This is a genomic window from Tunturiibacter lichenicola (assembly GCF_051013355.1).
GTDB lineage: Bacteria > Acidobacteriota > Terriglobia > Terriglobales > Acidobacteriaceae > Edaphobacter > Edaphobacter lichenicola_F.
Map to the genome: position 1 here is coordinate 493,056 of NZ_CP132944.1, position 24,804 is coordinate 517,859.

Here is a 24,804-nt window from a genome sequence, read left to right on the forward strand (position 1 = left end):
GAGCAACCACTACGAATGAACTCTACTTAATGCTTGTTCCCAAAATAAGAGCGAATGGGGACATTCCACATGGTCCTGAAACTGTAGTAAAGATTCCATAATCGATACTTCAAGCTGGCGTTAGGTCGGAACGCATGCTCCCACCGACGCCGTGCGTGTATTAATTTCCTTCGTTCCGAATCCGTGAGTGCCGGCTCCAGATGATCCAGCACGAGCATCGTGCCCATCAACATCTTCTCTTGAGCCTGTGAAGTATTGGAGCCATGTTCGCGATATTCCAATGTACAGAAGGTATGCCGGACCAACGGTCTCTGCCTCGCAATCCTGAGGTAGAGATCGTAGTCTTCACCCATCGAAAAAGATTCGTTGAACATTCCTGCAGCCACAAAACTCTCTCTTCGCATCATGACCGCTCCCGGAGAGCCGATCAGATTGCTCTCCAGAAGAGGAAGGAAGTACTCCTTTCGCGGCCTGCAGATATGAGCGGCCCGCACCTCCACTCCATCATGATCAATGATCTTCGTAGGTCCAAAGCTCAGGCCAGCCTCAGGGTGACTCTCGAGAGCCCGCAGATGCGCCTCAATGGCGCCCGGCATCAGTCGATCATCCGCGTCCAGGAAGATAAGAAACTCTCCTGAACTCTTAGTGAATCCAAGATTTCTCGCAGCCGAAACACCTCGGTTCTCGGTGCGCAGTATCGTTATTCCCGGAGTTCGCTCGATCAAAGAGTCCGCAGGCACGGTAGATCCATCGTCCACCACGATGATCTCGACATTGGGATAGTCTTGATTCTTTGCACTGAGCACCGCCTCGGTCACATACTTCGGCTGGTTGTAGAAAGGAATAATGATCGAGACCAACGGTTTTAGAATATCGGCCGTGCTCATGATCAGTGACCCTCGCTCTGCAACGACTTGTGTTGTTTCTTTCCCAAACTTCCTGCCCTCTCGCTCCAGAAGACTCCAATTCAAAAGAGCGAGCGTACCGTCGGTTGCCAGACTCGACCATGCGGCACCGTGCCAACCGTAAAGAGGAATCAGCCAGACATTCAGTCCGAAATTCAAAGCGACAACGATAATCTGCGTGATACTTCGATAACGTTGCCGGCCAATCGCTGTAAGAACGCTACCCGAGGTAGCGTGCACACTCCTGAAGATAGGGATGAAGCAAAGCCAGCGCAAGGCCGAGGTGCCTTCACTGAATCCGCGGCCCGCCATAAGCGGGATCAACGGAGCCAGAACATACATACCCAAAGCAGTAGCTACGCTTACCAACAAACTATGTTTCATTAAGCGACGGCCAAGTCGAATCGGCCGATCGAAACCGGCCTCGGCCAGTTGAAACAGCCGCGGCTGCGCGGCAAGCTGTATCGATGTGAGTGGCGCTGTGCCCATCTCTATGATGCGATAGGCCATACCATAGATGCCATTCGCCGCGCTCATCCCGTAGTGACTGAGCATGGTCTTGTCGAGATCGTTGTAGGCGCTCGTCGTCGATGACGCAAACGCGTATTCCACACCCTCCTTCCCGTGTCGCCAGGCCAGGTATGGTAAGAACTGGGGCCAACCTAGTCGACGAGTCACAACAACCAATGCGGCAATCATTGCGATCGCAGAAGCAGCAGCGGAAGCTACCACCCACTGCCGCGCCGATGCACGGTGCAAAGTCACAAGCATGCCTATAGCAACAACCGTTCGAAACAGCGATGTCATCTGATTGAACAAAGCTGCAGTCCGCATATCCTGAAATGCTTGAAACGCCTGCGTTGCGCTTACGGTGATCTGTTCAAAGAAACAAGTGCCAATCGCCGTAATAAAAACAATTGCCGCCGTGGCCGGACTAACAATATGAGGAGCAATCAGATGCAGAACAAGGATCAGCAGACCGCTCATCACGGACGTAATCATCAGGATGTTGCCCCAATAGACCGCGAACCGGTTGTGGTCCGGCGATACATATCGCAGCAATACCATCCCGCTGCCTAATCTGCTGTACTCCGCTACCAGATTAACAAGTGCAAACGCCCCAACGACGATACCGTATTGCAATACGCCTAACAGTCTCGCTATGACGATGAAGTACGCCATGCGTAGACCGTAACCAAGTCCTTGCCCGAGGAACATCCATCCAGCATTCTTAGCAAGCACACTCTTGGACAAAAATTTCATGAAAGCAATTCCTGATGAAGACGTTCATACTTATTATTTTTATAACTGCTGCCGAAAATATAAGAATTCAGCGTCAGAAGAGGGACAGCCCAAAGAACATGGATGAGGTACGTCAAGTCCTGTCGAAGAGTGTTCGTTATAGATCTCGCTAAACTTCCCCCATGTTTGCCAAAGACAGTATGTGACCTGCCGGACGAGGGAGAGACAACGCTCAATCCGCGCGTCCCGCCCTCGGCTTTTTCCCTTCGCAATCGCGCCGCCCCCATCGCCAATCCACAACACGTCACAACGTAAAGAACCGAGAGTAAGTCGTTGGGCCAAACTACAGTGGCTTCGTCAATGTTGTAGAAAATTGTGATGACAACCAGTCCCACATACCAATCGTAAGTACCCTGGTAGTCGTTGCGGAAACAATACCAGGCATCTTTGATCGCTTTGAAGAGAGTGATAAAAAACAGGACGACACCCGTCGTACCTAACTGGAGAAATATCTCGATGATTCCGTTGTGGGCATAACCGAACGTCCAGTGGGTCAGGTAAATAACCCTCCCCGACTCTCCTTTGACCCCCTGCCAGAAGGCAAAGTAGCCATAGCCAAGCAGGGGCCGTTTGAGAATGGAGATTGCCAGAGCACGCCAGATTGCGGTTCGACCGGTCAGAGTTGGATTTCGCCCAAAGGCCTTCAGCACCTCCGCGCCGTACTCGATCCCGATAAAGGCCGCAAGCATAGCGAGGAATCCCCCTATGACAATGGCCATGACCAGAAGCCTGGAATCAACTCTCCGGCTTACCCGTAGTACGACCAGAAACATCAGGTAAATGAAAAGGATAAAGATGGCTGTAACCGAATGCGCCATATAGATCATCGCTAACATCAATAAAATCGACAGGAGCCAGACAACCGTGCTCCGTTTCCCTCGAGAAATTAATGCAGGACTTATCAGGTAGACGAACGACTTCGCTGCTCCCGTTCGATCGCTGAAGAGCCCCTGCCACCCCGAACCATTTCGAGCATCCCCGTGGGTCAAGCCAAAGCGTGGAAGAAGAATGACCACAAGAAGGCCGAGCACCGCTGTCAAAACGCCAAGCCTGCTCACCATCTCCATGATCTCGTCAGGTTCGAAGCGGATCACAAGGTAATAACCGAACAGAGTACTGACGAGATAGAGTGCTCCATAAAAAAGGGACTTTGCTGGACTCTGCGACCAGACAGCAGAGGCCATTGCAAGCAATGCGAGTAACGTCAGAATCTTGAAATGCACAGCAAGTGAAATAACACCGTTCAGCTTGGTTTGAATGAGCCATGCCACCATCAGATAAGAGATAGCCGCAAAAGCGTATCCGAAAATACCAGGGTCGTGTGTCGAAACGCCGCCCGGAGAGAACCCCCCGACCGCAGTACCCGACTGGAAAGAAAACGTGCCGTGAACGATAAGAAAGAGGAGAGGCACCATGAGCGCCCAGCTCAAACCCTGCCGTCCGGAAGAAACAGACCGCCGTGCCTCGTTTCTCGAATGACTCGGCTTTACTATTGCAGTCGACATCTGATCTCTCGTGAAAGTGGGCTATCCGGCAAGTGACGCAGCTAAAGTTTTACGAAGAGAATCTCTCCGGTGGATCATGGTGAACGCTCGATCCAGAAATAATCCGTTGAAGGCTCTCTGATCTACACAACTACGGAATTGGGTCTACTCCATCCGGTAGATCGCCTTGATATCTAGCGGCTAAAGCCACTTATAAAGCTTCTCAGGAATCGGGTAGGTTCGCTTGTTCAGTACAGCGCCCAGGATAGAAACGTGCGACGATCGGAGATTGGTCGCTGCCATCTGCGCAGCTTCCCGCCGCGTCGTCTCTGCTTCAAGAACCATGACGATTCCATCGCTGAGCTGCCCGAGCGCAATCGCATCTGCATACCGTGTCAGTGGCGGAGCATCAACAATGACGAAGTCGAACTCCGAACGTAGCTCGGCAACTCTAGCTTTGATTGGCTCTGAGCTCAGAAGGCTCGTCGAGTCCGCGGTAAGCCTTCCACAGGAGAGAAGCCACAGCTTGTCGATGCCGACCGGATTCGCAAACGATCGTATCGGACCGTCTTGCAGCAGTGCGTCCGTGAGGCCGAGAGGGTTGGTTGATCCCAGCAAATCTGGGAGTCCAGGAGAGCGGAAGTTAGCTTCGACAATGCAGACCGATCCGGATGTGTGCTTTGCCAGCGTCTCAGCGACCGACGCGCAGATCTGCGTGCAGCCGTTGCCGTGATCAATACCGGCAAACACCACAACACGCGGCGCATGCTGCGTTGGTGTGAGAAAAATCTGTTGCACCAGCCGAAGGGCTTCATCACTCGCCCAATCCCCGCCGCTATAGTGACTCTCCTCAAGTAAGGAAGAAACCGAATCACTTCGTTCGCGCTGCATCTGCTGCAATAATTCAAAGTTTTTACTCATTGGCTGCCTCCACTGCTCGCTTGCTCGAAGATGGACGTAATACGCTTCATGCCGATTCCGATAGTTCATTCTCAAGAACGAATAGAAACTGTGATCCAGAGGAATACGAGTTGAACCGCTCATGAAGATCTGCGAAGTCAGCCCATCTTGACGAAGTGGGATTCATCGCTGCTTCGTTGCGGCGGATTTGTTTATCGAATCGCATCAATGAGAATCCATCCTGTAACGAATAGCACTGCACCTGCAAAACCCAGTATCGGAACCCAGCCTCCGAAGCTGCGCTTCAACGCTGGAGCTAAATTCGAAAAAAAGCGTCTTCCCTTATTCCCCGACGCAGGCTCAAGAAACTTTGCAGGATCAAGATCAAGATCCCCCATCACTTCTTTGATAACTCCAGCGTCGATCATGTTTCTCTTCAAAGCACAACCCAGCGACAACGCGTTGAAGCAAATATTGTTTATATTTCGAGGAATTCCTTTACTCTGCTGAGCAATCACCTTAATCGCCGCCGACGTAAACATTGGCTTATCCGACTTATAACCCGCGACTCGAAGCCGGTGTGCGACGTAGAGTCCCGTCTCCTCCTCCGAGAGCGGCCGCAAATAAGCGATCATCGAAATTCGTTGCCGTAACTGCATCAGTTGGGGAGATGCCAGTTTTGCCGCAAGCTGCGGTTGGCCCGAAAGAATAATCTGTACCAGCTTTTGCTGCTCTGTCTCGAAGTTCGACAGCATCCTCGCAAACTCGAGCACAGAGTCGTCAAGATTTTGTGCCTCATCAATTACAACGACAAGGCGTTCTCCCTGACGCGCCTGTTCCACAAGAATGTCATTCAGTTTCGCCTGCAGTGCGATCAGACCTCCGCTCGTGTCTTCAACTCCAAGATCCGCAAGCAACGCAACCAGAAATTCGTGGGGGCTGGAGATCGTCTGGAAAAGAAAAACCGTCTTGGTACTTCCACGAAGCTGACGCATGCTTTCAAACAACAGGGTCGTCTTACCCATGCCAGGCATTGCAATCAACGCAACAAACCCGCGCCCCGCACCGACACCATACAACAAGGAAGCCAACGCTTCCCTGTGCGTCTCGCTGGCAAACAGAAACCGCGAGTCAGGTGTAGCACCAAAAGGCTGTTCACGCAGTTTGTAGTAGTTCAATATCATCGTATGAACCTAAGCTGCCTTCTTGGGCATACCCACCACAATTGGAATTCCAAGTGTCTCGATGACCTGATTGGGGGTATGAAATGTAGCATCGAAGTAATTGACGGCATAAGCAGTTGCGATGCTGAGGAAAAGGGCTAGGCCGAACGCGACAACCAGGACAATCGGCACACTGTATACCGGCAAAACAGGGATGGCCGGAGGAACAGCAATGGCCACGTTCGCGATTCCTGTCTTGTCGAGCGCATCCGTGGTTCGCTCCTGCTCCCGCTTCGAAAGGTAAAGCAGATAGTTATCTTCATCTGCCTTCGCTTCGCGCTGAAGATCATGCTGCGTCAAAGCCTTCTGGTCGAGATCGACCATCTGGTTTTGCATGCTCTTCAAGCTGAGCTGGGCCGCTGATACCGTCGCACGTTGAGCAGCAAGATCCGTTTGGGTCTTGGCTATGTCCTCACGCAACAGTTCATACGTAGGATCTCTGTCCGTGGTCTGCGTCAGATACTGCGTCTTCTCAGCGTCTGCAATAGCAGCTTGCGTCTGAGCAATCTCTTGGTCTACCTCTTGCACCAACGGATAATGCGGATCATATTTCAAAGCTAACTGCGTCCGTCTCGTCTGCGCCGCGAGCAGTGTCGCACGGTACTGATCGAGCAGACGGTCCGCTGAACTGGACGCTTGCTGCGTAGCGGATCGCGCTGGGATCACCGACATCTGTCTCTTATCGCTTTGTAGCTTCTGTTCATCTGCTGCCGCTGCCTGTTGAGCAGCATGTAGTTCACCGACAGTGAGAGCTAACTGCTGCGCCATGTCCGTGCGCACCATGTCAGGAGCAGCCACGCCCTCTTTTTGTCCGTACTCACGCAGCTTGCGCTCTGAAGCCTCCAAGGCCTGCCGGTATCTATCCGTCTCATCGGAAAAGAATTGATACGAACCCGGTGAGCGATGAACCAATACGTGTTTCTCCAGATAGAAATTAGCAAGCGAGTTCAGTACCGCATAAGACGTCTTCGGATTTTTTGAGCTATAAGTCACATCAATCAAATTAGAGTTGATTTCATTTGTAACTTTAATTTGCTTCGCAAGCTCCTTCACAGCAAACGCCACTTTATCTTCTCGTGTCCGGAACGGATGCAACAGCTGCCATACCGAAAATCCATGGTCATCCGCCAACCCGGTAGCGAGAACGACCTTCTCGAGTAAATCCGCGCTTTGAAGAAGCGCAGCCTCAGAGGTAATCTCCTCGAGAGTTACTTCCTGCGCGCCAGGTGGTAACTGAGCCGTGGACTCCGTACTTACCAGTGGATCCTGGCGCTCGCGATTAACCAGGATCGACATCTGAGATTTGTAAGGTGACGGAAATAGGAACGACAAAATAACAATGGCCGCAAAGGTTCCGAGGAAGACAAGAAACAGTAACTTCTTCCGGCGAAATAGCGGTGAGATCAGCTCTCGAGGCGAAATCATCCTAGGAACGTCTTTCGCCAAATAATCTGTAGTCATATTTGTCATGCGGTGACCACCTTTTGATTGCAAACATTAACCGGTTTTCTTCGCGATGATAGAAACGCACTCAGAATTGAGCTGGATCAAGGAAGGTGCCAGCGTTGAACGAGTACGGCACATACTTCTTGAACTGCACAATGAACTTCTCCGGAATAACAATCATGTCGCCCGGCCTCACTGTGGCGTCTTCCTCTAAATTCTTCCCGTTCAATACAGCCTTCAAGTCGAACTTCTGCACCTGGAACATGGATCCGTCGGGAGTTCGATGAAACAGGAATATCTGAGTCTTCGCCGTAGGCTGCAGTCCGCCGGCAACTGCGATTGCTTCCGAAACGGAGATGTTTTGCCGAAGCTCATACTGGCCCGGCTTGGCAACTTGACCAGTCACCGTAAACAGCGGCTTTTGAAAATCTTCCAGGTCGACATTCACGATCGGGTCGTGCAGCACTCCCGAGTAGGCCTGCTTCACTGCATCTGCCAGTTCAGGCACCGTAAGCCCTTCAACGTGGATACTCGGAGCGCTCTGCAGGTTGATATAGCCGTCGGGCTGTACCGTAACCGTCTGATTCAGTTCAGGAGACAGCGCGAACTGAATCAACAAAGAGTCCTGGCGATGAATCACATACCGAGGAAAGTGTTGTTGAAGTTGAGGCCGCGGACCCGAGCCTGCGGTTTGATTGGTTGAATTAGCCGCTAACGCTTTCGGTTGCTGAGCAACCATCGTGGATCCTGCAACTGCCAGGACCGCTGAAAGATAGAATGCATGATTGACGTTGATCCTGATCATAGGTTTTGCTCGCCTCTCCTTTTGGTTGCGACGGGCCGCGAAGCGCGTATACAAAAAGCGATTCAATCCCAGAACAATTGGCTCCCGGAACAGCTCTTGATGCTGCGATTCCTCAAACAAAAAAAACCGGGAACCCGACACAACACCACTCAACAAAACGAGTCGGCCAAATACAGTTCACATAAATGCAACACTGATGCCTCTCGCCTCTTTCAACACCGACCCTTCTCAATCAACACAATCGACTTATGTAACTAGCTTCAATCGTGCTTACCCTTAGCCTACAGGGAGTACAAGAAGCATCCAAGAACTAAATTCACTTAAGTGGATTGCAGTTTGATGTGTTCATAACTCGACTACATTGACATGTGCCTACTTTACCATTGAAGGACCAATGATTAGTGCGAAAACTTATGCATGCTATTCTCTCCTTCTGAGGCAATCATTTCGCAATGGTTCGCGGGAGGGCCAACCGTGAGAATCGCCAGACTGGATGGGATTCGCGGTTTAGCAATTCTGATGGTGCTGTTGCATCATCACGAGTTGCTGAACACCGGTTGGACCGGAGTCGATCTTTTCTTCGTGCTCTCAGGTTTTCTAATCACCGGCATACTCCTGAAATCCAAAAATAATGAAGACTACTGGAGCAACTTTTACCGGAAGAGAGTGTTTCGTATTCTGCCTCCTCTCATCCCCGTACTCGCTATCGGCATCCTGTTTTCACCTCATATAAGTCCATGGGCAGCAGCGGGATACATCTTCTTCCTCGGCAACGTTGTAGACGCAACAGGACACCCAGTCCTCATGCTCTTCCATACATGGTCTCTGGCTGTAGAGGAGCACTTCTACCTGCTATGGCCTATTGCAGTGCTTTATCTAAGCCGCAGAAGGCTTGCCATATTGGCGTGCGCGGTACTGCTCCTTGATCCGCTCCTACGTCTACTATTCACCCCTCACGTACCCGCAGTGGCCATCTACGTGCTTACCCCCTTTCGCCTCGATGGGCTCGCCGCCGGAAGCTTACTTGCTCTCTGCATGAGCCACGAGAGAACTACATCCATTCTTAAAACAATCTCCGTGTGGGCTTGCGCGGCAGCGTTGTTGATCTATGGTGGCGTGCATTGGTGGCTTGGAGAGGCATTCTCCTACCCCGAAAATCACCTTCTCTTCAATGGCATCGGTTACAGCCTGATTGCGGCAATCGCCTTCTTTATCACCGCACACATTCTTCTGAATGAAAATGCGATCTTCAGCCGCATCTTTTCATTTCCTCCATTGGCGGCTCTGGGTCGAATCAGTTACGGCGTCTATCTATACCATGCAATCGTCATCGTGGCGGGAGAAAAGCTATTCGGTCTAACCAGTCCAGTGTCAAAACATTCCCTTCGCCTCTTAGCCATCTTCGAGATCCCAGTGGCAATCACAATCGCGTACCTGTCGTTCCGTTTCTACGAGCAACCCATCATGCAGTGGGGTTCAAAACGCGCCGCCGCAGCTGCCTTAGCTCAAGCGCCCCAGCAAGTAGCATCCTCATAGCTGACTCGATCTGCAGCAACACCCAGTCAGACCCCCTAGAGGGATAAAAATGGTAAACACTTAGTAAGGGGTATATCTCTGTGAAGACGGTCTATCATCTGCTCGACGAAAGAGAGCCTTTCTCCGAAGTAAACGGCGGCGCCATCTCCAGATGGGCTGCCAATACGCTGCGTGATGGCGAAGAAGTTGTCATTTGCCCCTCATTCGATGACTCTTACGGATTCCCAATCGAACGTCTCTATGAGCTCCCACGTTGGAGTTCAGTCGGCACAGTTCATCCCGTGATCTACAGATCGCCCTGGCCAATTCAAAAATGGACCTATATCTACCTCTTTCAAGACTTGCTGCAAAGAGTCAAAGCAGGTGACGTGGTCTATGTCCATAATCGTCCCGCATGTGCCGCTACACTCGCGACGATTGCTGACAAATACGGCATCCAGGTCGTGCTGCACATGCACAATTCAATGCTCCTGCAAGCGAACAGCGGCCAGATCAACGCCCTTCGACACACGCCGATCGTCTTCTGCAGCGAGTTCCTTCGACGAGAAGCAGCTGCAGCATTGCCGAACAAATTTGAGAAGACATACATCGTCTACAACGGCGCAGACGGCGTAAAGTTTCGTCCACCGGAGCGAGATCACAACTCAATCCCCACTGTGATTTTCACCGGCCGCCTCGTTCCATACAAGGGCGTGCATGTATTGCTTGAAGCGATGCGGATCCTCGAAAAAAGCGGAGTCGTCGCAAAATGTCAGATCGTAGGCGGATCCGGCTTCGGCAACAGCAAAGGCACCCGGTACACAAGAAAACTGGAGCGCCTCAAGGCAAACAACACGGAACTCGTCGGCTACAAATCCGGCGCGGCACTCGCCGAGATGCTTCGCAACGCCAGCATCTTCGCCTGTCCCTCCATCTGGAACGATCCCTTCCCTCTCGCCCCCATAGAAGCAATGGCAACTGGCCTTCCCGTCGTCGCCTCCAATGTCGGCGGTATTCCAGAGGCGTTAGCCTACGGTGGCGGCCTTCTTGTCCCACCGAACAACCCCGAAGCACTGGCAGGCGCTCTCAGAAAATTGATCGAAGACCCAGCCTATCGCCAGGAGATGGGGCTCCGAGGTCACGCCTCCTATCTCGACTACTTCGTCTGGGACAAGGTCAGAGATCAGTACGAAGTAGTGATCGAAGAACTATCTGCGGACGCCATCGTTCACGCAACAGTAGGCTCAAAGGCGTAAAGGCCAGCCAACAACAGTCGAACGACCACTGCGTCCCTGAAACATCTTCTGCGTGCAACGTCCCTCTCACGAAGGAGAAGCTCCGATGAAAATTGAAGCCGTATGGTTGACAGTTCTATGGATCATCTCGACCACCAACCTGCATCGCGCGGCTGCGTTCCAGGCCGCCGCAGGAGCCTCGGATATCCCACCCGGCTCCGTCTTCACCCCACCCAAAGAGAACGCCTGCCAGTCGAAGTACGATCAGTTCTACATTGCGGAGCCCGGCGTCTACGTCTACTGGGGCTTCTGTGAGGCCGGCACTCCCGTTCCACTCTACGACTACGTTGGCCAGTACGATCTCACGTCATCAGCACACTCCTTCGGTGCAGGAGGAGTTACCGGAGGCGCCGAAGGCCCGGTAAACGACGGAGAGACGGCAGCCTCTGTCAAAACTGCAAGCTATGGCATCGCAAACCAGGGGCTTCCACTCAACACGCATCAAGGAACCGTCTCCGCCTGGATCAATGCGGACGCGCCCAACTACCCTGTTCCCGCCGTCCTGCTGCCCGCGGTCAAAGGCAAATCGATCGTCGCTCTCAGAGCTGGGAAGACCAACAACGAAATCTGTTTTAGTGGACTTTACACAAACGACGCCGCAGCGGCAGCGACGGTACAGAAGTGTGGCTACACGCCGAACACCTGGCACCGGGTCGCCTTCACCTGGTCCCAGGGCACTCTCAATCTCTACGTTGACGGCGTCCCCGTCGCCACCGGCAAGTATGAAGGCTCGCTCGACAACAAGGTCTTCTTCTACAAGCTGTTTCCCGGTTGTTGTCAGTCCACAACGCAGATGACGCTGGCCAAGATATCCATCTCGCACCTTGCGTGGAGCCCAGCCCAGGTCGCCGCAGACTTCGCACCTCAATTCCCTAAGATCCCCGAAGGCGGCGTCTTCGTCGGGTCACAAAAGCTCGGAACCATTCACAAAGATGTACTCGGCTTCGCTGGTCTGAGTCCCAACACCTCAACTCCACAGGTGCGCAATTCCCTGCTCTCCGGCCTCAAAGAAACCGGTGTAACCTCGCTCCGCTACGCCGAAGGCCAGGGAGGAATCGACGCCGATCTACAGGATTGGCAAGGCCGCGGCGCATGCACAAAAACGCAGGGGGCCGCAGGCAAGGTTGCCAGCACCGCCTCCAAGCCCGGTCCCGATGACTACATCGAAGGCATCGCCAAGCCGCTGAAACTCAGCATCGTCTACACCGTCAACTACGGAACCAACCCCCCAGCCTGCAACGCCGGCGGAGATCCTGAAGTCAACGGAGCCAGCCTCGTCCGCTACGCAAATCGAACCAGGGGGTACGGAATAAAATATTGGGAGATTGGCAACGAAGTCTATTCCAACTACAGCGAAACTGACTTCCATGACCAGCCCAACTCCGGCGATAGCTACGCAAAGTACGAGCCCGCTTTCTATAAAGCGATGAAGGCCGAAGATCCCTCCATCAAGATCGGCGTGCCCGTCAGCCTCTCCATCTACTCCTACCAGGCCGGGTTCAGCCTTCCCGTCTTCAATGGCGCCAGCTACGATGCGGTCATCTTCCACAACTACCCCGTCCACGATCCCATCACCGACGGCGCCACCCTCTATCAGGATCGTGTCGCCTCAAACGCAAGTCGTCTCCGTGGCGGACTCCTCGCCATCCAGACGGCTCTCCTCAACGCAGGCAAGTCTGCCGACTCCATCTGGGTCACCGAGTGGGATGGTGAGCAGGCCGGAAACATGTGGTCCAAGCAAACCATAGGAGCCGTCACCCCGCTCTTTGTCACCTCCCAGCTTGCCGAATACATGCAGGCCGGTGTCCAGGTTGCATCATGGTTTGCCCAGGGCAGTCCGAACGTCTGCTCCACCTTCAACTACGACTACAAGGGCGAAACAGCTTACAGCTGGTGGAAGTGCGGCATCCCCGCACTCGTCTTCACTGGTTCGGTTCCGAACAAAGGAGAGGTCGCCATCGGCATTCACCCCGGAGATCTCTATCCCGCTGGCCGCGCATTTCAGCTAATCTCGCAAAGTGGATTTGTGACCGAAGGCGAGCACATGCTCCGCACCCAGACCGACCTGCAAAAAGCTCCATGGCTCTTAAGCTACGCCGCGACACATGGATCGTCCTACGCAGTCATCCTCATCAACCGTGATCGAGATGAGGCCCACACGGTCCCAATCGCGTTTGCAAACAAGGCCGCAGGCAGATCGGTGCAGCAATGGACCTACGGCAGAGCCCAGTACGACAAGACACGTCAGGGCGATTGGTCGGCCGCCCCCGTCTCTTCAAAGAACGGACCGTGGAACTCAAACTTCACGGCAACCCTGCCGCCGTGGAGCATCAACGTATTCGTCTTCGACAACTGATCGAACATCAAACCAATCAGTCCTTGCAGTCACAAATTGAAAACGGATAGAGTGAACCTTCAAGCGGCACCAACAAATACGGGGATCTGTAACAAATGAAAACGCTCCTGCTTTACCTCGCAGTCTTCGGCTGGCAACTTCAAAGCAACACACCACAGACCGTCGTCCGCCTTGTCCATAGCGCGTCGATTACCGTCGCTGCTCGCGGAGAGATGATCGAACTCCTCAGCCCCCATGACGTAGTAGGTCTGCCCGTAAAGGTTCCAGGGCCCGACAACAACGGTGTCGCTTGGTTCGTCGATATCCGAAACCTCGGCCCCAACGACGTAACCATTCAAGGCTCTAATGTGGCTACCGTAGACAACGGCCCTCAATTTTCGATCCTTCTCCACCCCAAGGACGTCACCAGAATCCGCGCCGCCGGATCCAAGTACATCGCCACCAGACGCAACTAAGCCACCCACCAGGGAGCAGCCGCCTGTCCTCGCCAACGAATCGACAGTTGGCAGGATTTTTCTGCGGTAGATACTCGAAGAGGAAAATAGGCATCAAAGAAAGAAGAGTCCGGACGGCATCTTGCTGCAACGCTATCTCTCTATTTTTTTTAGAGTAATGCCGTAGTTGGTGTAGTCGCTTTCGCCTTTTTTTGTTTGTCATTCCCGAAGGGAATCTGCGTTCTACACCACGAAGAAAATTGCCATAAGGAGCGGATGATGAAGCTTGTTCAAACCCTACCGTGGAAGCGATGGATCTTTGCCGCAGCGTGCGGAGCGACGCTGGCTGGTGCGTGTGTGATGGCTCGATCGGTTCGGGCCCAGGCTGCCCAGACGACAACAACGCAGGTGATAACGGTTCCAGTTAAAGGACTTCCCGACACCCTCACCCCGGCAGACCAAAGGAAGGCTGCGCCAGACTTTACGCTGAACGATACCCAGGGCCATTCCGTGAGTCTGTCCGGATACAAGGGCAAGGTTGTTCTGCTCGACTTCTGGGCGACCTGGTGTGCGGCCTGCCAGTTTGAGGTTCCCTGGTACAGCGAATTCTCGAAGAAGTATGGAGAGAAGGGACTGACTGTAGTCGGCGTCTCCATGGACAAGGATGGTCTGACTTCGGTCAAGCCGTACATGGAACAGAAGAAGATGGACTACACGGTGGTGCTTGGCAACGACTATCTAGTGCCGCAATTCGGCTTGAAGACGATCCCAGTCACCTGGCTGATCGACCGTGAGGGCAGGGTCGCAGTCGCGCACGTCGGTATGGCCGACAAGGAGAGCTTCGAAGCGAATATTCAGAAGTTGTTGCAGGAGGGCGCTCCGCAGTAGTGGCCTGTCGGGAGAAAGCATTGAGAGTGAGGTGCCCCGTTATCGACGTTCTCTGCGAAAGTTAACAACTGTCGTGCAGCCGCCAGATAACGCCACTTCACAAGCTAAGCGCGATCTCCTCGATCCATCCGCAACGTCGTCCTCGACCCACACTCCCAAACGATCACGTCGATCTTGACGGCCAAGCCGGCACTAACACCAGATTCTCCCACGCGCCATCCTCGATTCAGCCAAGGCCTTTCCCAGTCTCAATCTTCTACTGCGGAACTGCTGACGGCATACCTAAAATGCTTTGTAGACGATCCCGGGAGCGGGCTGGTTAAGCAAGACGGTCACGACAAAAGCCACCAGCCCCAATGCACTGGCGTAGACCACTCGCGCATAACGACTGTCGAGCAGTGGCTCATCAGATAACTTGATCGACAGCAGAGCCGCTCGAAGCCACTCCCACGATGCCAATACCGCTGCGGCAAAAAGCCACACCGTCGCCCAGACTCCAAGCCATTGTGCGGCAGTCAAGGCAGCAAAGACCTGATCAATCTGCTTCCAGTCTGCCCAGAACCAGAAGAGCGTAAATGCAAACCAGCTGAAGGTCAGGCCTCGGCCAAACACAATGTAGATTGGGTTTGCCGCCAGCGCTTTATAGCCCTTGCGGCCCAGGCGACTGGTAAGCCATACCTGCCACAGCTTGTTGATCGCGACCCCTCCCCCTTGCAACACGCCGAAGACGACGAATTCCGTAGTCCGTCCATGCCAGATACCAATCAGAAAGAACGTCACGAAGAAACAAATGACAGCGAGGTACGGCTCCAGGGTCAGCGATGAGATGCGTCGCATGAGCGCCACCAGCAGCGGGTTGTAAACATATGTCTTCAGCCAGTTGGATAGCGTCATGTGCCACCGGCTCCAGAAATCCAGAAACGAGGACGCCGAGAAGGGACGATTGAAGTTTTCCGGGAGTTCAACGCGCATCAACCGTGCCAGTGCGATCACAATGTCGATATAGCCGGAAAAATTCGCATACAGAAACAATGGGTACACGATAACCAACCGGAAGGCGGCAAACAGCTTGAGCGACAGTGGTAACGGTTGAGAGATCTGCGTCAGCGCATCGGATCGCACCGCATCGAACAACATTGCCAACACATTGACTTTAAAGAAGCCGCGAACGATCCGTTCCAGTTGCAGGCCGATTACGCGCGGCCCAAGCGGGATTGGTTCTTCAGCAAACTGGTCCCTGGAGAACTCGTCAAACCGCTGGATCGGCCCGGAAACAAGTGTTGTGAAGTTAAGCGTGTAGATCAGGTAAGCAAAAATGCCGATATGCTGCTGTCTCTCGCGGTTGTCTTTCGCTTCAATCAATAAGTGAAGAACACGAAAGAAAATATAGGAAAGTCCAAGAGTGAAATAAGAAAAGTGTAAAAAGCTTCCGCCCGGAAGAAAGGTGTACTTCTTCAGCCAGACATAGGCGAGTAGCACAGCCAGCAGGCTTACGAGAAACGATCGCGACCAGCCGCGTTCCAGAAGAACAAGTCCGACATAACCCAGCAGCAGAAAGCCGAACAGCGGCAAAAAGACAATCGGGTTGTGCGCCAGCAGTCCTAGAAAGACAACACTGGCCGTCATGAGCACAATCGAACGCCAGACCCGAGATCGGCTCAGATTCGAAATCAAAGCGACGGCTAGGCCGAAGGCCACGAACTGAAATGACGCGCTATCCATCGTTATTTGCCCACCATCGATGCAGCCAGCGGCGACGATGCCGGATTGAGCGCAGGCACCTCCCCGTTGGTCAGTTCCTTGGCTAGAAGTTTCGAAATGACCGCATGACCATCGGCGTTAGGATGGCCATCCACTGCGAAGTAATCCTTCTCTGGGTTAGGTATCGCACGAAAGTCTCTCATGATGTCGATGTAAGCCACACCGTGGCTCGTCATGATGGAGCGAAGCTGATCGTCCACCTTGTAGGGGTCGATGTCCGCTGGCCAGTCGCCTCTTGAGATCAACGTGGCCTGGGCGCGATTCGGAAGTAACACTGCTGCCACAGGCACGCCTGCCGCCCTCGCTTGCCCTTCGATATCCGCAGCAAGCGCGTCTATATGCTGAAAGCGAGTCTGCCATTGCGGGTTCTGATCGGCTCTGAGAAACTCATTAGCTCCCCCCGATACCGAAGCCTTCACATAAAGACTTTGACTCTGATACATCAAGTGCCTCAGAAGCAACATCGATCGCGTATCGTCAAAGAGTTTTCGTAAGGCTTCCGAAACCGATCTTCCGGCGAACGCGGACTTGATCACATCCCAGCCGTTGGACCTTGAACTTGTGTGTGCTTGCACCGGGACGGCATCGTTCCCGTCAGACTTGCGCATTGCACGATCTGAATCAGTCAATGTCGGCAGGTCAGCCGTTATATCCACGGGGGTAAACACCCAAAGAATCATACTGGGATGCGCCGCCAAAACATCCCTCATGTGGAAGTTAAGAACCGACCCAAACCCCCACAGTTGGCCTTCGTTATAGAGTTCAACCTTGCGTCCCGTCAGGTGCGAAAGTTGCACAGGGAGCTCCGCGGCAAAGGTGTTCTCCCTTGCCACGCCATACCCAAACGCCATCGAACCACCGATCAACACAATCTTGTATGCATCCGGTGACTGAGCCCCACACTCGACGCCCGCCCGATGACCGCAGCTATTCAACTTGTTCTCCACCAGCGGGCCTTCCGGCACACGAGCCCACACGGTGCAGTTTGGAATAGCTTGCACACCCGTCGAAGGAAAATGGAGATTCAGGCAGTCCTGCACAGGGGTTTTATTCCTCGGAAACATCCGAGATCCCACCAGCTCCGTGCACGCCAATGTGAAGCAAATAGTCAGCAGACCAAGCGCGGGTAAGATTATCCAATCCCGCCGCGGCAACCTGGCCTCTGTTGTAATTCCTGGGTCGTTACGATCCGATTGAGTCATATTTAAGTTAAAGATTCTTCATGGACCGCAGCAAACCCCTGCGAAACCACTTTCATCGGTGCACTCTCCGGCTCTGCGCCCTCGACCGTCAATTCCCAACGTGTCAGTCCGGATTCTTCTTCCACCACTTTGGTAAACCCGAGCTTGGCATAGTGTTCCACTACCAGCTTGTTGCGATCCGTCGGACGATACGTTCCATACAGACTCCGAACGCCGGCTGCACGTGCATGCTTCAGAACCTCACGCAGAACCATGTGTTCCACTTTGCGTCCGAGCACGCGGCAACTCATCAACCACGTGTCGATCTCCCATGTTTCAGAGTCCCATGGGCGACAGATGACTACGCTGATCATGCCGTTGTTGCCGAAGATATCGTCCAGCCGCACTTGCAGCGTGAAGACGGCTAGATCGTTCTCCGCATCAGCAACCTCAGGATCAGTGTAGCGGCGAGTCGTGAGGTTATATTGATTCGACTTATTGATGAGTTGAACAATACGCGCCCTTCCAGCGTCATCAAAAGGCTGAAAGGTAATGGTCATGTCCAGCGAAGCAAGGTATGCATCAACGCCGCCAACCTGTTTTTGCAAGTCCGCTCGCTTGGCGTTGTCCTGATAGAACCCGGCGCGCTTCAGGTCTTCACTCGCAAACGCAACCGCCTCGAAGTAGCCGCCAGCAGCAAGGGTCCGCGCGTAATAAGCCGGATCTTCCGGAAGTTCAGGTACGGACACCTGCGGAAGCAGTTTGCGCACCAGGCCGCGCTCTGCTGGATTGTCATCGAGAAACACGAGCGAGTCGATCCCCAGCGACAACTCGTCGGCTATCGCTTGCAGGTTTGTTGCTTTGTCATTCCAGTTAGCCTGAAAGACCGCGATGTGGTCCAGCTTAAGCAGCATCTCGGGATGTTTCAGAAACGGCTGCCGCGCCACCTCGTCAGTATTCTTTGAGGACACAGCCAATACGATGCCGCGTTGCCGCAGATCGAGCGCCATCCGTTGCACCGCGAGATGCGCCTCCCCACGAGCATCGCCCTGCGCAATCTTGATGCCCTCCAGACCGTCGTCTCCTATCACACCACCCCACACGGTGTTGTCGAGATCCAAAACCAGTACCTTCCCGCTCTTACCGCGGATGGCCGCGACCTTTCGCGCCACATGATCGGAGTAAAGAGGTATGAGCGAATCGGAAAAAGAAAACTTGCCCATGTTCCACAACTGCGTATCGTGCCAGTCCGCCAGCCCGACTGTCTCTGCAAGTCCGGCTAGATCGAAGAGCACATCTCCCGAGCCGAGCACATACGCCGCAAGTTCGCGGTTGATGCCGTCGATCAGGCTTCTAAGAGTGCCAGGCAACGCGCGGTCGAGACTCCCAAAGAGAGTTTCGACAGGCGGTGCGAACGTCTGAAAGATGCACACCGCATTCGAGTTCGTCTTGATGCCATCGCGCAGGGCCTGCAAGTAGCCCATCACTCCCTGCACTGTTGCAGAGGAGGCGTCCGGGTCCCCCAGGGACAACTTCAAAGGCAACGCATGATAGTCAATGGCCAGAAGCACTGCATCCGGCTTTGAACTGTTGATCTTTGAATCTGGAGTAAGAGCCTCCTGCGCTACCTGATCGTACGAAGGCTGGATGACTTCAAGCGCGATACCGCGCCGCGCGGCGCTCGCCACCAGGGCCGGGACAAGCAAGTCGATCGTCGCGTTGCTAAGAACCGCCAGCCGGAACGGCACAAGCGGATCGAGAGACTTGTTCTCCGATTGTCTACGCGTGATCACCTTGGCCAATTTCGTCAACTGGTTCAGGTCCAATCCAAACTGTGCAAGGGATTGCAATTCGCGCCCCAGAGGGGCAGCAGAATCGTTCAACGCTTTTAGCCTCGCGGAGAAATCTGCGGGTGCGCGGGGTAGCCACTGTAAATCCGAGTAGAGTGAATTCATCGGTAACTTACCGTCCTCGTCCTTATGTAACTTATGCTGTGCCAAATAAGAGCGTAGATTGTCCGAGGCTTGGTCTATGCCTACGCCTTGAAATAAGACCTATAAGATAACGAACATTTTCCAGCTTGCCGATCTCAGATGTAGAAGCCTTGATGTCGAACTTCTTCTCAACGGTAAATATCAGGCAGATCGAGGTAAGACTATCCCACCCGTACGCATCTCTTGCTAATAATTCGTGGGTAAGCTCAGTTGAATTGTCATCGAAGACGCCTTTCAAATACGTTGAAAGTTGAGTCTAAAGCTATTAACCCATACTCACGTCCCTGACAGGTTTTGTCAACAACTGGTTCAAATACAGTTGCAAACTGCCAAGCACTCCAGTCAGGCGAGTAGCCATATGGTCTGCGTAGAGTGAATGTATCGGTAACTGAACTTCCTCGTCCTTAAGTACCCGCACTTCAAGTAAGAGCATAAATTGCCCCAAGGAGTTGGCCTATGCCCGCGCCTTAATAAGGCTCACAAGATCGCCAACATTTTCCAGCTTACCGATCTCAGAAGTAGAAAACTTGACCTTGAACTTCCTCTCAACGGTAAGTATCAGGCGAATATGAGAAACACTATCCCAACCGCTCACATCTTTTGCTGACAATTGAGGCGTAAGCTCAACCGTATCGTCATCGAAGACATCTTCGAATACCGTCGAAAGTTGAGCGTATATCTGCTGTTCATCCATCCTGAAAAATCTCCTGACTCTCTGATGTAGAGTACACTCTGCTACCCACATCAGAGCAGACGCATTAAATTTCAGAGAGCAAAACATCTGCGCTCATGGTCCGCCTAACAAAGTTTATCGTGCCGAGTCAGCCGACCGATGAAACTCTCCGACATCTGAATCCGCACAAATGCAGTGTTGTTTCTTCCGTTCTGAGAGCGAACACATCGGCTCGCTCTCTCTATGAGAGGCTGGGCTTAGTTGCCACTGAAGAAACTGCCCACCACTGCGCGTGCGTCTTGTTTCATAACGGCAATTTTGGAAAGTGAAACACGCTTCCGACTTTGCCGACTTCGCGGGCAAGTGATTCGTAAGTATCGCCAGAGTAATCAAAACGAGAAAGTCTCCCGTCGAAGACTTCTGTTGCGAGCAAAGGCTTCACTGCAATTTGAATTTGTAGATTTGATCCCTTTGGGTCCCCCGCTGAAGCAGTTTCTGTCAAGCTCTCTATGGTCCCACAGGTCTCAAGAAATTCCTCTCAGAACTGATATCGCCGCTCTGCCCGTTCCCTGGGTAAACCCCATTCGCAGGCAGGCTCTCAATCTGTGCCATTCTGGATTCACACTCCCAAACGATCGCACGCTATCTCGACATACAACCCGACACTTACACCAGCGATAACTCCACGCTTCACCACCCAATCACCATCGAAGCACCACGAATTTGCACTAAACGGACACGGAATATCGCTCGCGCCATCCCAACGTGAGACGCAATCGGACCCCGAAACCCGACGCGTGCTGAGGTCCCGGCACGTCCCTCCTCGTACGTACCGAAAATCCTGTCAAGCCCCTAAGTAGCGAAACCCCACGCCAACACAGGCGATTCCGTTGGCGTATCTACCCCCTCCAACTCCCTATAATTAAAGAAGGAAGGCAAATCATTTAGAGAGGGGCAGACATCGCAAGAAAAATACTCGATGGCCGGGCTCATCTCGAAACCCGACCATAACTATCTGATTCCAGATATCTTGCGCGCAACCCAAACAGAATCAATATCTTACAGTCACACGCACTTTCTAAACTAAACAAAACAGGCTACTTCCCCGCAAGATACCCAAGGGGGAGGGGGGTACCCAGCAGCCAACAGAGCCCGATATACTCAGAACCCGATGCCATCCACTCCTCCAATCCGTGTTCTGGTCGCAAAACCCGGCCTCGACGGCCACGACCGTGGCGCAAAGATCATCGCCCGCGCCCTCCGCGACGCAGGGATGGAGGTCATCTACACCGGCCTCCGCCAAACCCCGGAGATGATCGTCTCCGCCGCCATCCAGGAGGACGTTGACTGCATAGGCCTCTCCATCCTCTCCGGAGCACATAACGTCATCGTCCCGCGCATCACCACCCTCCTGCGCGAACAAAGAGCCGAAGACATACTCCTCGTTCTGGGCGGCACCATCCCCGACGAAGACCAGCCCAAACTAAAAGAAAACGGCGTCTCGGCCATCTTCGGGCCGGGAACGCCGCTTGAAACCACCATAAACTTCATCCGCGAGCATGTAAAACCTCGCCGCCTCCTGACGATCTAGCAACAACTCGGGCGCCCCACATCTCGACTCTGAGATGTGGGCATTCGCGCGAGAGCGCGAACCGCCTTCCTTACCAGGGCAACGGCTTCCCCAAATGGACGTAAGCGCCATTCGGCCCGCTATCCTGCAGCGTCGCCAACTCCACCGAGGTCTTCGCGCCCGTCTCGATGTCGAGCTGTGCGCCTTCACCGCCCATATCCGTCTTCACCCACCCGGGGTGGGCAGAGTTCACCTTGATCTTTGTATCTTTCAACTCATGAGCGAGATGAATAGTGAAAGAGTTGAGCGCAGCCTTCGAAGCGTCATACGCAAACGTCTTCGCATCGTAGACATAAGACCCCGGCGTAGCATGCAGCGTATTCGAACCTAGAATGCTCGAAAGATTCACGATCCGGCCACCGAGACTCTTCTTGAGGAGCGGCAGCAGAGTCTGAGTCAGCTCCACCACAGCAAAAAAATTCGTTTGGAACGTCTTCTGCAAAACATCTTTCGAAGTCGTCGAGGTCTCATTCGCCTTCCGGCCATCAAGGAAGATGCCCGCATTATTCACCAGAATATCGAGCCTTCCGTAGTCCTTCTCGATTAACTTGGCAACCGCCGCAAAATCGGCCGAGTTTTCCATATCCAGCTTCACCGCCCGAGCCTCGACGCTATCCTTCTTCAGCTCCGTAACCGCAGCCGCACCTTTGGCCTCATCGCGAACACCAATCAGCACCGTAATCCCAAGCTTCCCCAACTGCCGAGCCGTCTCCAGCCCAATCCCCTTGTTTCCACCCGTAATCAGCGCAACCTTCTTGTCAGTGCTCATCAACTCACCTCATCCTCTAGTCTGACTTCAAACCACCTCGGTATGAGATGCCCGAGACTTCAGATAAGCACCAAAACGTTCCGCGTATTTCGGCGGCAGACTCTGCTTCTTCATATCCTTGCCTACAACGACGTGAACCGTCTCCCCTTCGCACAGCAGCACACCATCCGTTACCCGCAGCACCTTATACCCGAACCGGATCACAGCGCCCCGCGCCGCCAACAGCCGCGTCTCCACCACCAACTCATCGTCGTACCGCGCCGGAGCACGATACCTGACATGCACATCCACAACCGCGATCCCGCAGCCCTCTTCCGCTTCCATCCGCTTGTAGTCCAACCCCATGCTGCGAATCAGCTCCACCCGCCCGACCTCAAACCAGATCAGGTAGTTCGAGTGGTACACCACCCCCATCTGGTCGGTCTCGGCATACCGCACCCGCACCCGCGCCTCACCAACATGTCTCGCTGCCAACACTTCAGTCATCCTGATAGTCTACCGAATCTGAACCGCGATTCAGACCGATGTCCTGGGTCAGGACTCCTAGTTAAGTCGTTCCCCAAACAGGCTTCCTCTTCTCCAGGAACGCCGCAACACCTTCTCGAAAGTCATGCGTCGTACGCGCTTCTGAGCTCGCTGCCAATGCTTCTGCAATTGCCGAATCCAACCAGGCCTTACTCTGTGCACGCAAAAGCCGCTTTGTAGCGGTAAGCGCCTCAGGGCTATTCGTCTTTAGCACACTCACCAATTCCACAGTTCGAGCGGCCAGCTTATCGAGCGGCACGACCTCATTCACCAGTCCCAATCGTTCCGCTTCCTCACTCGTAAATAACCGCCCCGTCAACAGCAGGTCCCGCGCCGCCTTCTCTCCAATTTGAAGCACAAGAAACGCTGATACCACTGCGGGCACGAATCCGATTCTCACCTCCGTATACCCAAACTTGGCGCCCGGCACGGCCAGTGTGAAGTCGCACATCGTAGCCAACCCCGTCCCCCCAGCTACTGCCGCGCCATGAACCGCTGCAATCGTCGGCTTCGGCAGGTCATACAGCGTCCGAAACAATAACGCGATTCGTTCGGAGTCCTCTTCATGTTCCGCCGCTGACCTGTCATTCATACCTTGGAGGGCACTCAGATCAAGCCCTGCACAAAACGACTCACCTGCTCCAGCAAACACCACCACGCGACAGTCTCCCGCTGCCGCCTCGCGCATCGCTGCAATTAGTTCCTGTTGCATCTCTGGCGTCAACGCATTCCGCCGCTCGGGGCGGTTTAATGTAATCGTGCAGACACCATATTCCTCTGTCACCAAGATCGTCGAATAACTCACGAACCCTCCCCAACGTGCTTCACTGCACCCTCTCCCCATACTTTCGCGAGATCTCCGCACTGGCTGCCAACAGCCCATCCAGCGGACGAAACGGTTCCAGCTCTGCACCCAACTCCTTCAACTGCGCAAGCAGAACCTCCGTCGCAACGTTCCCTACCAACGCGTCCTGTGCGAACGGACACCCACCCAAGCCGCCAATCGCAGCATCGAACCGACGGCACCCAGCCTCATATGCCGCTCGAATCTTCTCTGCAGTCTGATCCGGTCTCGCATGCAGATGAACTCCGATCTCTGTCCCCTCATGCACCGCAAGCACATCTGCGACGAGATCACTCACCTGTTTCGGCGTTGCCAGCCCGACCGTATCCGCCAATGAGATCTGAGTCACGCCGTTATCTGACAGCAGATCGCATGCCGCCACCACCTCATCAATGTCCCAGGCTTCACCATAGGGATTCCCGAACGCCATTGAGATATACGCCACCACATCCATCCCCGCCTTGTAGGCCAGCGTGCCAATCTTCTCCAACTCCTCCAGCGACTCTTCCGGCGTCTGGTTTTGATTCCGTTGCAAAAACGTTGGCGACACCGAATAGGGAAACCCTAGCGTCTGCACGCTTCCAGTCTTCACCGCCCGCTCCGCGCCCTTGGCATTCACGACGATCCCGATGATCTCCACATCATCCGGCGGATCGAGATACTCCAGCACCAACTCCGAGTCCGCCATCTGCGGCACTGCTGATCGCGAAACAAAACTTACAGCGTCGATATGCCTGAAGCCAGCAGCGATCAAAACCCGCAGATAGTCCGCCTTCACCTCCGCCGGCATATTCTTCGGCAAACCCTGCCAAGCATCCCGCGGACACTCGATAATCTTCACTACATTCGTTGCCACGTTCAACTCCTAATCTTC

20 protein-coding genes are annotated in these 24,804 nt (G+C 53.7%); 6 read left to right on the forward strand and 14 right to left on the reverse strand.

Translation table 11 applies throughout. From position 1 onward, the window contains the following. Positions 1-26 precede the first annotated feature (26 nt). From RBB82_RS02075 to RBB82_RS02100, 6 genes are all read right to left on the reverse strand, one after another. Complete coding sequence (locus tag RBB82_RS02075; RefSeq protein WP_433973460.1) at positions 27-2,168, reverse strand: glycosyltransferase; 2,142 nt, start codon at positions 2,166-2,168, stop codon at positions 27-29. Beyond that, positions 2,165-3,712: an O-antigen ligase family protein gene (locus RBB82_RS02080; RefSeq protein WP_433973461.1), complete on the reverse strand. Its 1,548-nt coding sequence runs from the start codon at positions 3,710-3,712 to the stop codon at positions 2,165-2,167. Before RBB82_RS02080 ends, RBB82_RS02075 begins: the two co-directional genes overlap by 4 nt. Before the next feature lie 180 nt (positions 3,713-3,892). Continuing rightward, complete coding sequence (locus tag RBB82_RS02085; protein WP_433973462.1) at positions 3,893-4,612, reverse strand: CpsD/CapB family tyrosine-protein kinase; 720 nt, start codon at positions 4,610-4,612, stop codon at positions 3,893-3,895. Between the two features lie 191 nt (positions 4,613-4,803). After that, on the reverse strand, positions 4,804-5,775 hold the full coding sequence (locus RBB82_RS02090; protein WP_433973463.1) for an ExeA family protein: 972 nt from the start codon (positions 5,773-5,775) through the stop codon (positions 4,804-4,806). A 9-nt stretch (positions 5,776-5,784) separates the two neighbouring features. After that, positions 5,785-7,308, reverse strand: coding sequence for a GumC family protein (locus tag RBB82_RS02095; protein ID WP_433973464.1), 1,524 nt, complete (start codon positions 7,306-7,308; stop codon positions 5,785-5,787). 37 nt (positions 7,309-7,345) lie between these two features. Then, the gene (locus RBB82_RS02100) at positions 7,346-8,065 is read right to left on the reverse strand and encodes a polysaccharide biosynthesis/export family protein (RefSeq protein ID WP_433973465.1); all 720 of its coding nucleotides are present in this window, start codon (positions 8,063-8,065) and stop codon (positions 7,346-7,348) included. A gap of 474 nt (positions 8,066-8,539) precedes the next feature. Here RBB82_RS02100 and RBB82_RS02105 point away from each other — a divergent pair, with 474 nt between their 5' ends. The 5 genes from RBB82_RS02105 (at position 8,540) to RBB82_RS02125 (ending at position 14,553) form a co-directional block, all read left to right on the forward strand. Continuing rightward, positions 8,540-9,601: an acyltransferase family protein gene (locus tag RBB82_RS02105; protein ID WP_433973466.1), complete on the forward strand. Its 1,062-nt coding sequence runs from the start codon at positions 8,540-8,542 to the stop codon at positions 9,599-9,601. An 80-nt stretch (positions 9,602-9,681) separates the two neighbouring features. Next, on the forward strand, positions 9,682-10,836 hold the full coding sequence (locus tag RBB82_RS02110) for a glycosyltransferase family 4 protein (RefSeq protein ID WP_433973467.1): 1,155 nt from the start codon (positions 9,682-9,684) through the stop codon (positions 10,834-10,836). Between the two features lie 85 nt (positions 10,837-10,921). Further along, positions 10,922-13,231 carry a LamG-like jellyroll fold domain-containing protein gene (locus tag RBB82_RS02115; RefSeq protein ID WP_433973468.1) on the forward strand — a complete coding sequence of 770 codons (2,310 nt, stop codon included), beginning with the start codon at positions 10,922-10,924 and terminating at the stop codon, positions 13,229-13,231. Positions 13,232-13,326: 95 nt separating this feature from the next. After that, on the forward strand, positions 13,327-13,686 hold the full coding sequence (locus tag RBB82_RS02120; protein WP_433973469.1) for a hypothetical protein: 360 nt from the start codon (positions 13,327-13,329) through the stop codon (positions 13,684-13,686). A gap of 255 nt (positions 13,687-13,941) precedes the next feature. Then, positions 13,942-14,553 (forward strand): TlpA family protein disulfide reductase, encoded by a 612-nt coding sequence (locus tag RBB82_RS02125; RefSeq protein ID WP_433973470.1) that lies wholly within the window; start codon positions 13,942-13,944, stop codon positions 14,551-14,553. Positions 14,554-14,835: 282 nt separating this feature from the next. On the opposite strand, the gene RBB82_RS02130 is transcribed toward RBB82_RS02125, so the two are convergent. From RBB82_RS02130 to RBB82_RS02145, 4 genes are all read right to left on the reverse strand, one after another. Then, positions 14,836-16,275: an MBOAT family O-acyltransferase gene (locus RBB82_RS02130; protein WP_433973471.1), complete on the reverse strand. Its 1,440-nt coding sequence runs from the start codon at positions 16,273-16,275 to the stop codon at positions 14,836-14,838. A gap of 2 nt (positions 16,276-16,277) precedes the next feature. Further along, positions 16,278-17,378 (reverse strand): SGNH/GDSL hydrolase family protein, encoded by a 1,101-nt coding sequence (locus tag RBB82_RS02135; RefSeq protein ID WP_433973472.1) that lies wholly within the window; start codon positions 17,376-17,378, stop codon positions 16,278-16,280. A 140-nt stretch (positions 17,379-17,518) separates the two neighbouring features. Continuing rightward, on the reverse strand, positions 17,519-19,450 hold the full coding sequence (locus RBB82_RS02140) for an HAD-IIIC family phosphatase (RefSeq protein ID WP_433973473.1): 1,932 nt from the start codon (positions 19,448-19,450) through the stop codon (positions 17,519-17,521). A 493-nt stretch (positions 19,451-19,943) separates the two neighbouring features. After that, the gene (locus tag RBB82_RS02145) at positions 19,944-20,183 is read right to left on the reverse strand and encodes an acyl carrier protein (RefSeq protein WP_433973474.1); all 240 of its coding nucleotides are present in this window, start codon (positions 20,181-20,183) and stop codon (positions 19,944-19,946) included. Positions 20,184-21,333: 1,150 nt separating this feature from the next. Here RBB82_RS02145 and RBB82_RS02150 point away from each other — a divergent pair. Further along, on the forward strand, positions 21,334-21,753 hold the full coding sequence (locus RBB82_RS02150; protein ID WP_433973475.1) for a cobalamin B12-binding domain-containing protein: 420 nt from the start codon (positions 21,334-21,336) through the stop codon (positions 21,751-21,753). Between the two features lie 70 nt (positions 21,754-21,823). Here RBB82_RS02150 and RBB82_RS02155 read toward each other — a convergent pair whose 3' ends face one another. From RBB82_RS02155 to RBB82_RS02170, 4 genes are all read right to left on the reverse strand, one after another. Continuing rightward, complete coding sequence (locus RBB82_RS02155; RefSeq protein WP_433973476.1) at positions 21,824-22,561, reverse strand: SDR family oxidoreductase; 738 nt, start codon at positions 22,559-22,561, stop codon at positions 21,824-21,826. Between the two features lie 27 nt (positions 22,562-22,588). Then, entirely contained in the window at positions 22,589-23,038 is a 450-nt protein-coding gene (locus tag RBB82_RS02160) for an acyl-CoA thioesterase (protein ID WP_433975461.1), read from the reverse strand. Between the two features lie 70 nt (positions 23,039-23,108). Continuing rightward, the gene (locus RBB82_RS02165) at positions 23,109-23,891 is read right to left on the reverse strand and encodes an enoyl-CoA hydratase/isomerase family protein (RefSeq protein WP_433973477.1); all 783 of its coding nucleotides are present in this window, start codon (positions 23,889-23,891) and stop codon (positions 23,109-23,111) included. Between the two features lie 19 nt (positions 23,892-23,910). Further along, complete coding sequence (locus tag RBB82_RS02170; protein WP_433973478.1) at positions 23,911-24,786, reverse strand: hydroxymethylglutaryl-CoA lyase; 876 nt, start codon at positions 24,784-24,786, stop codon at positions 23,911-23,913. Positions 24,787-24,804: the final 18 nt, after the last annotated feature.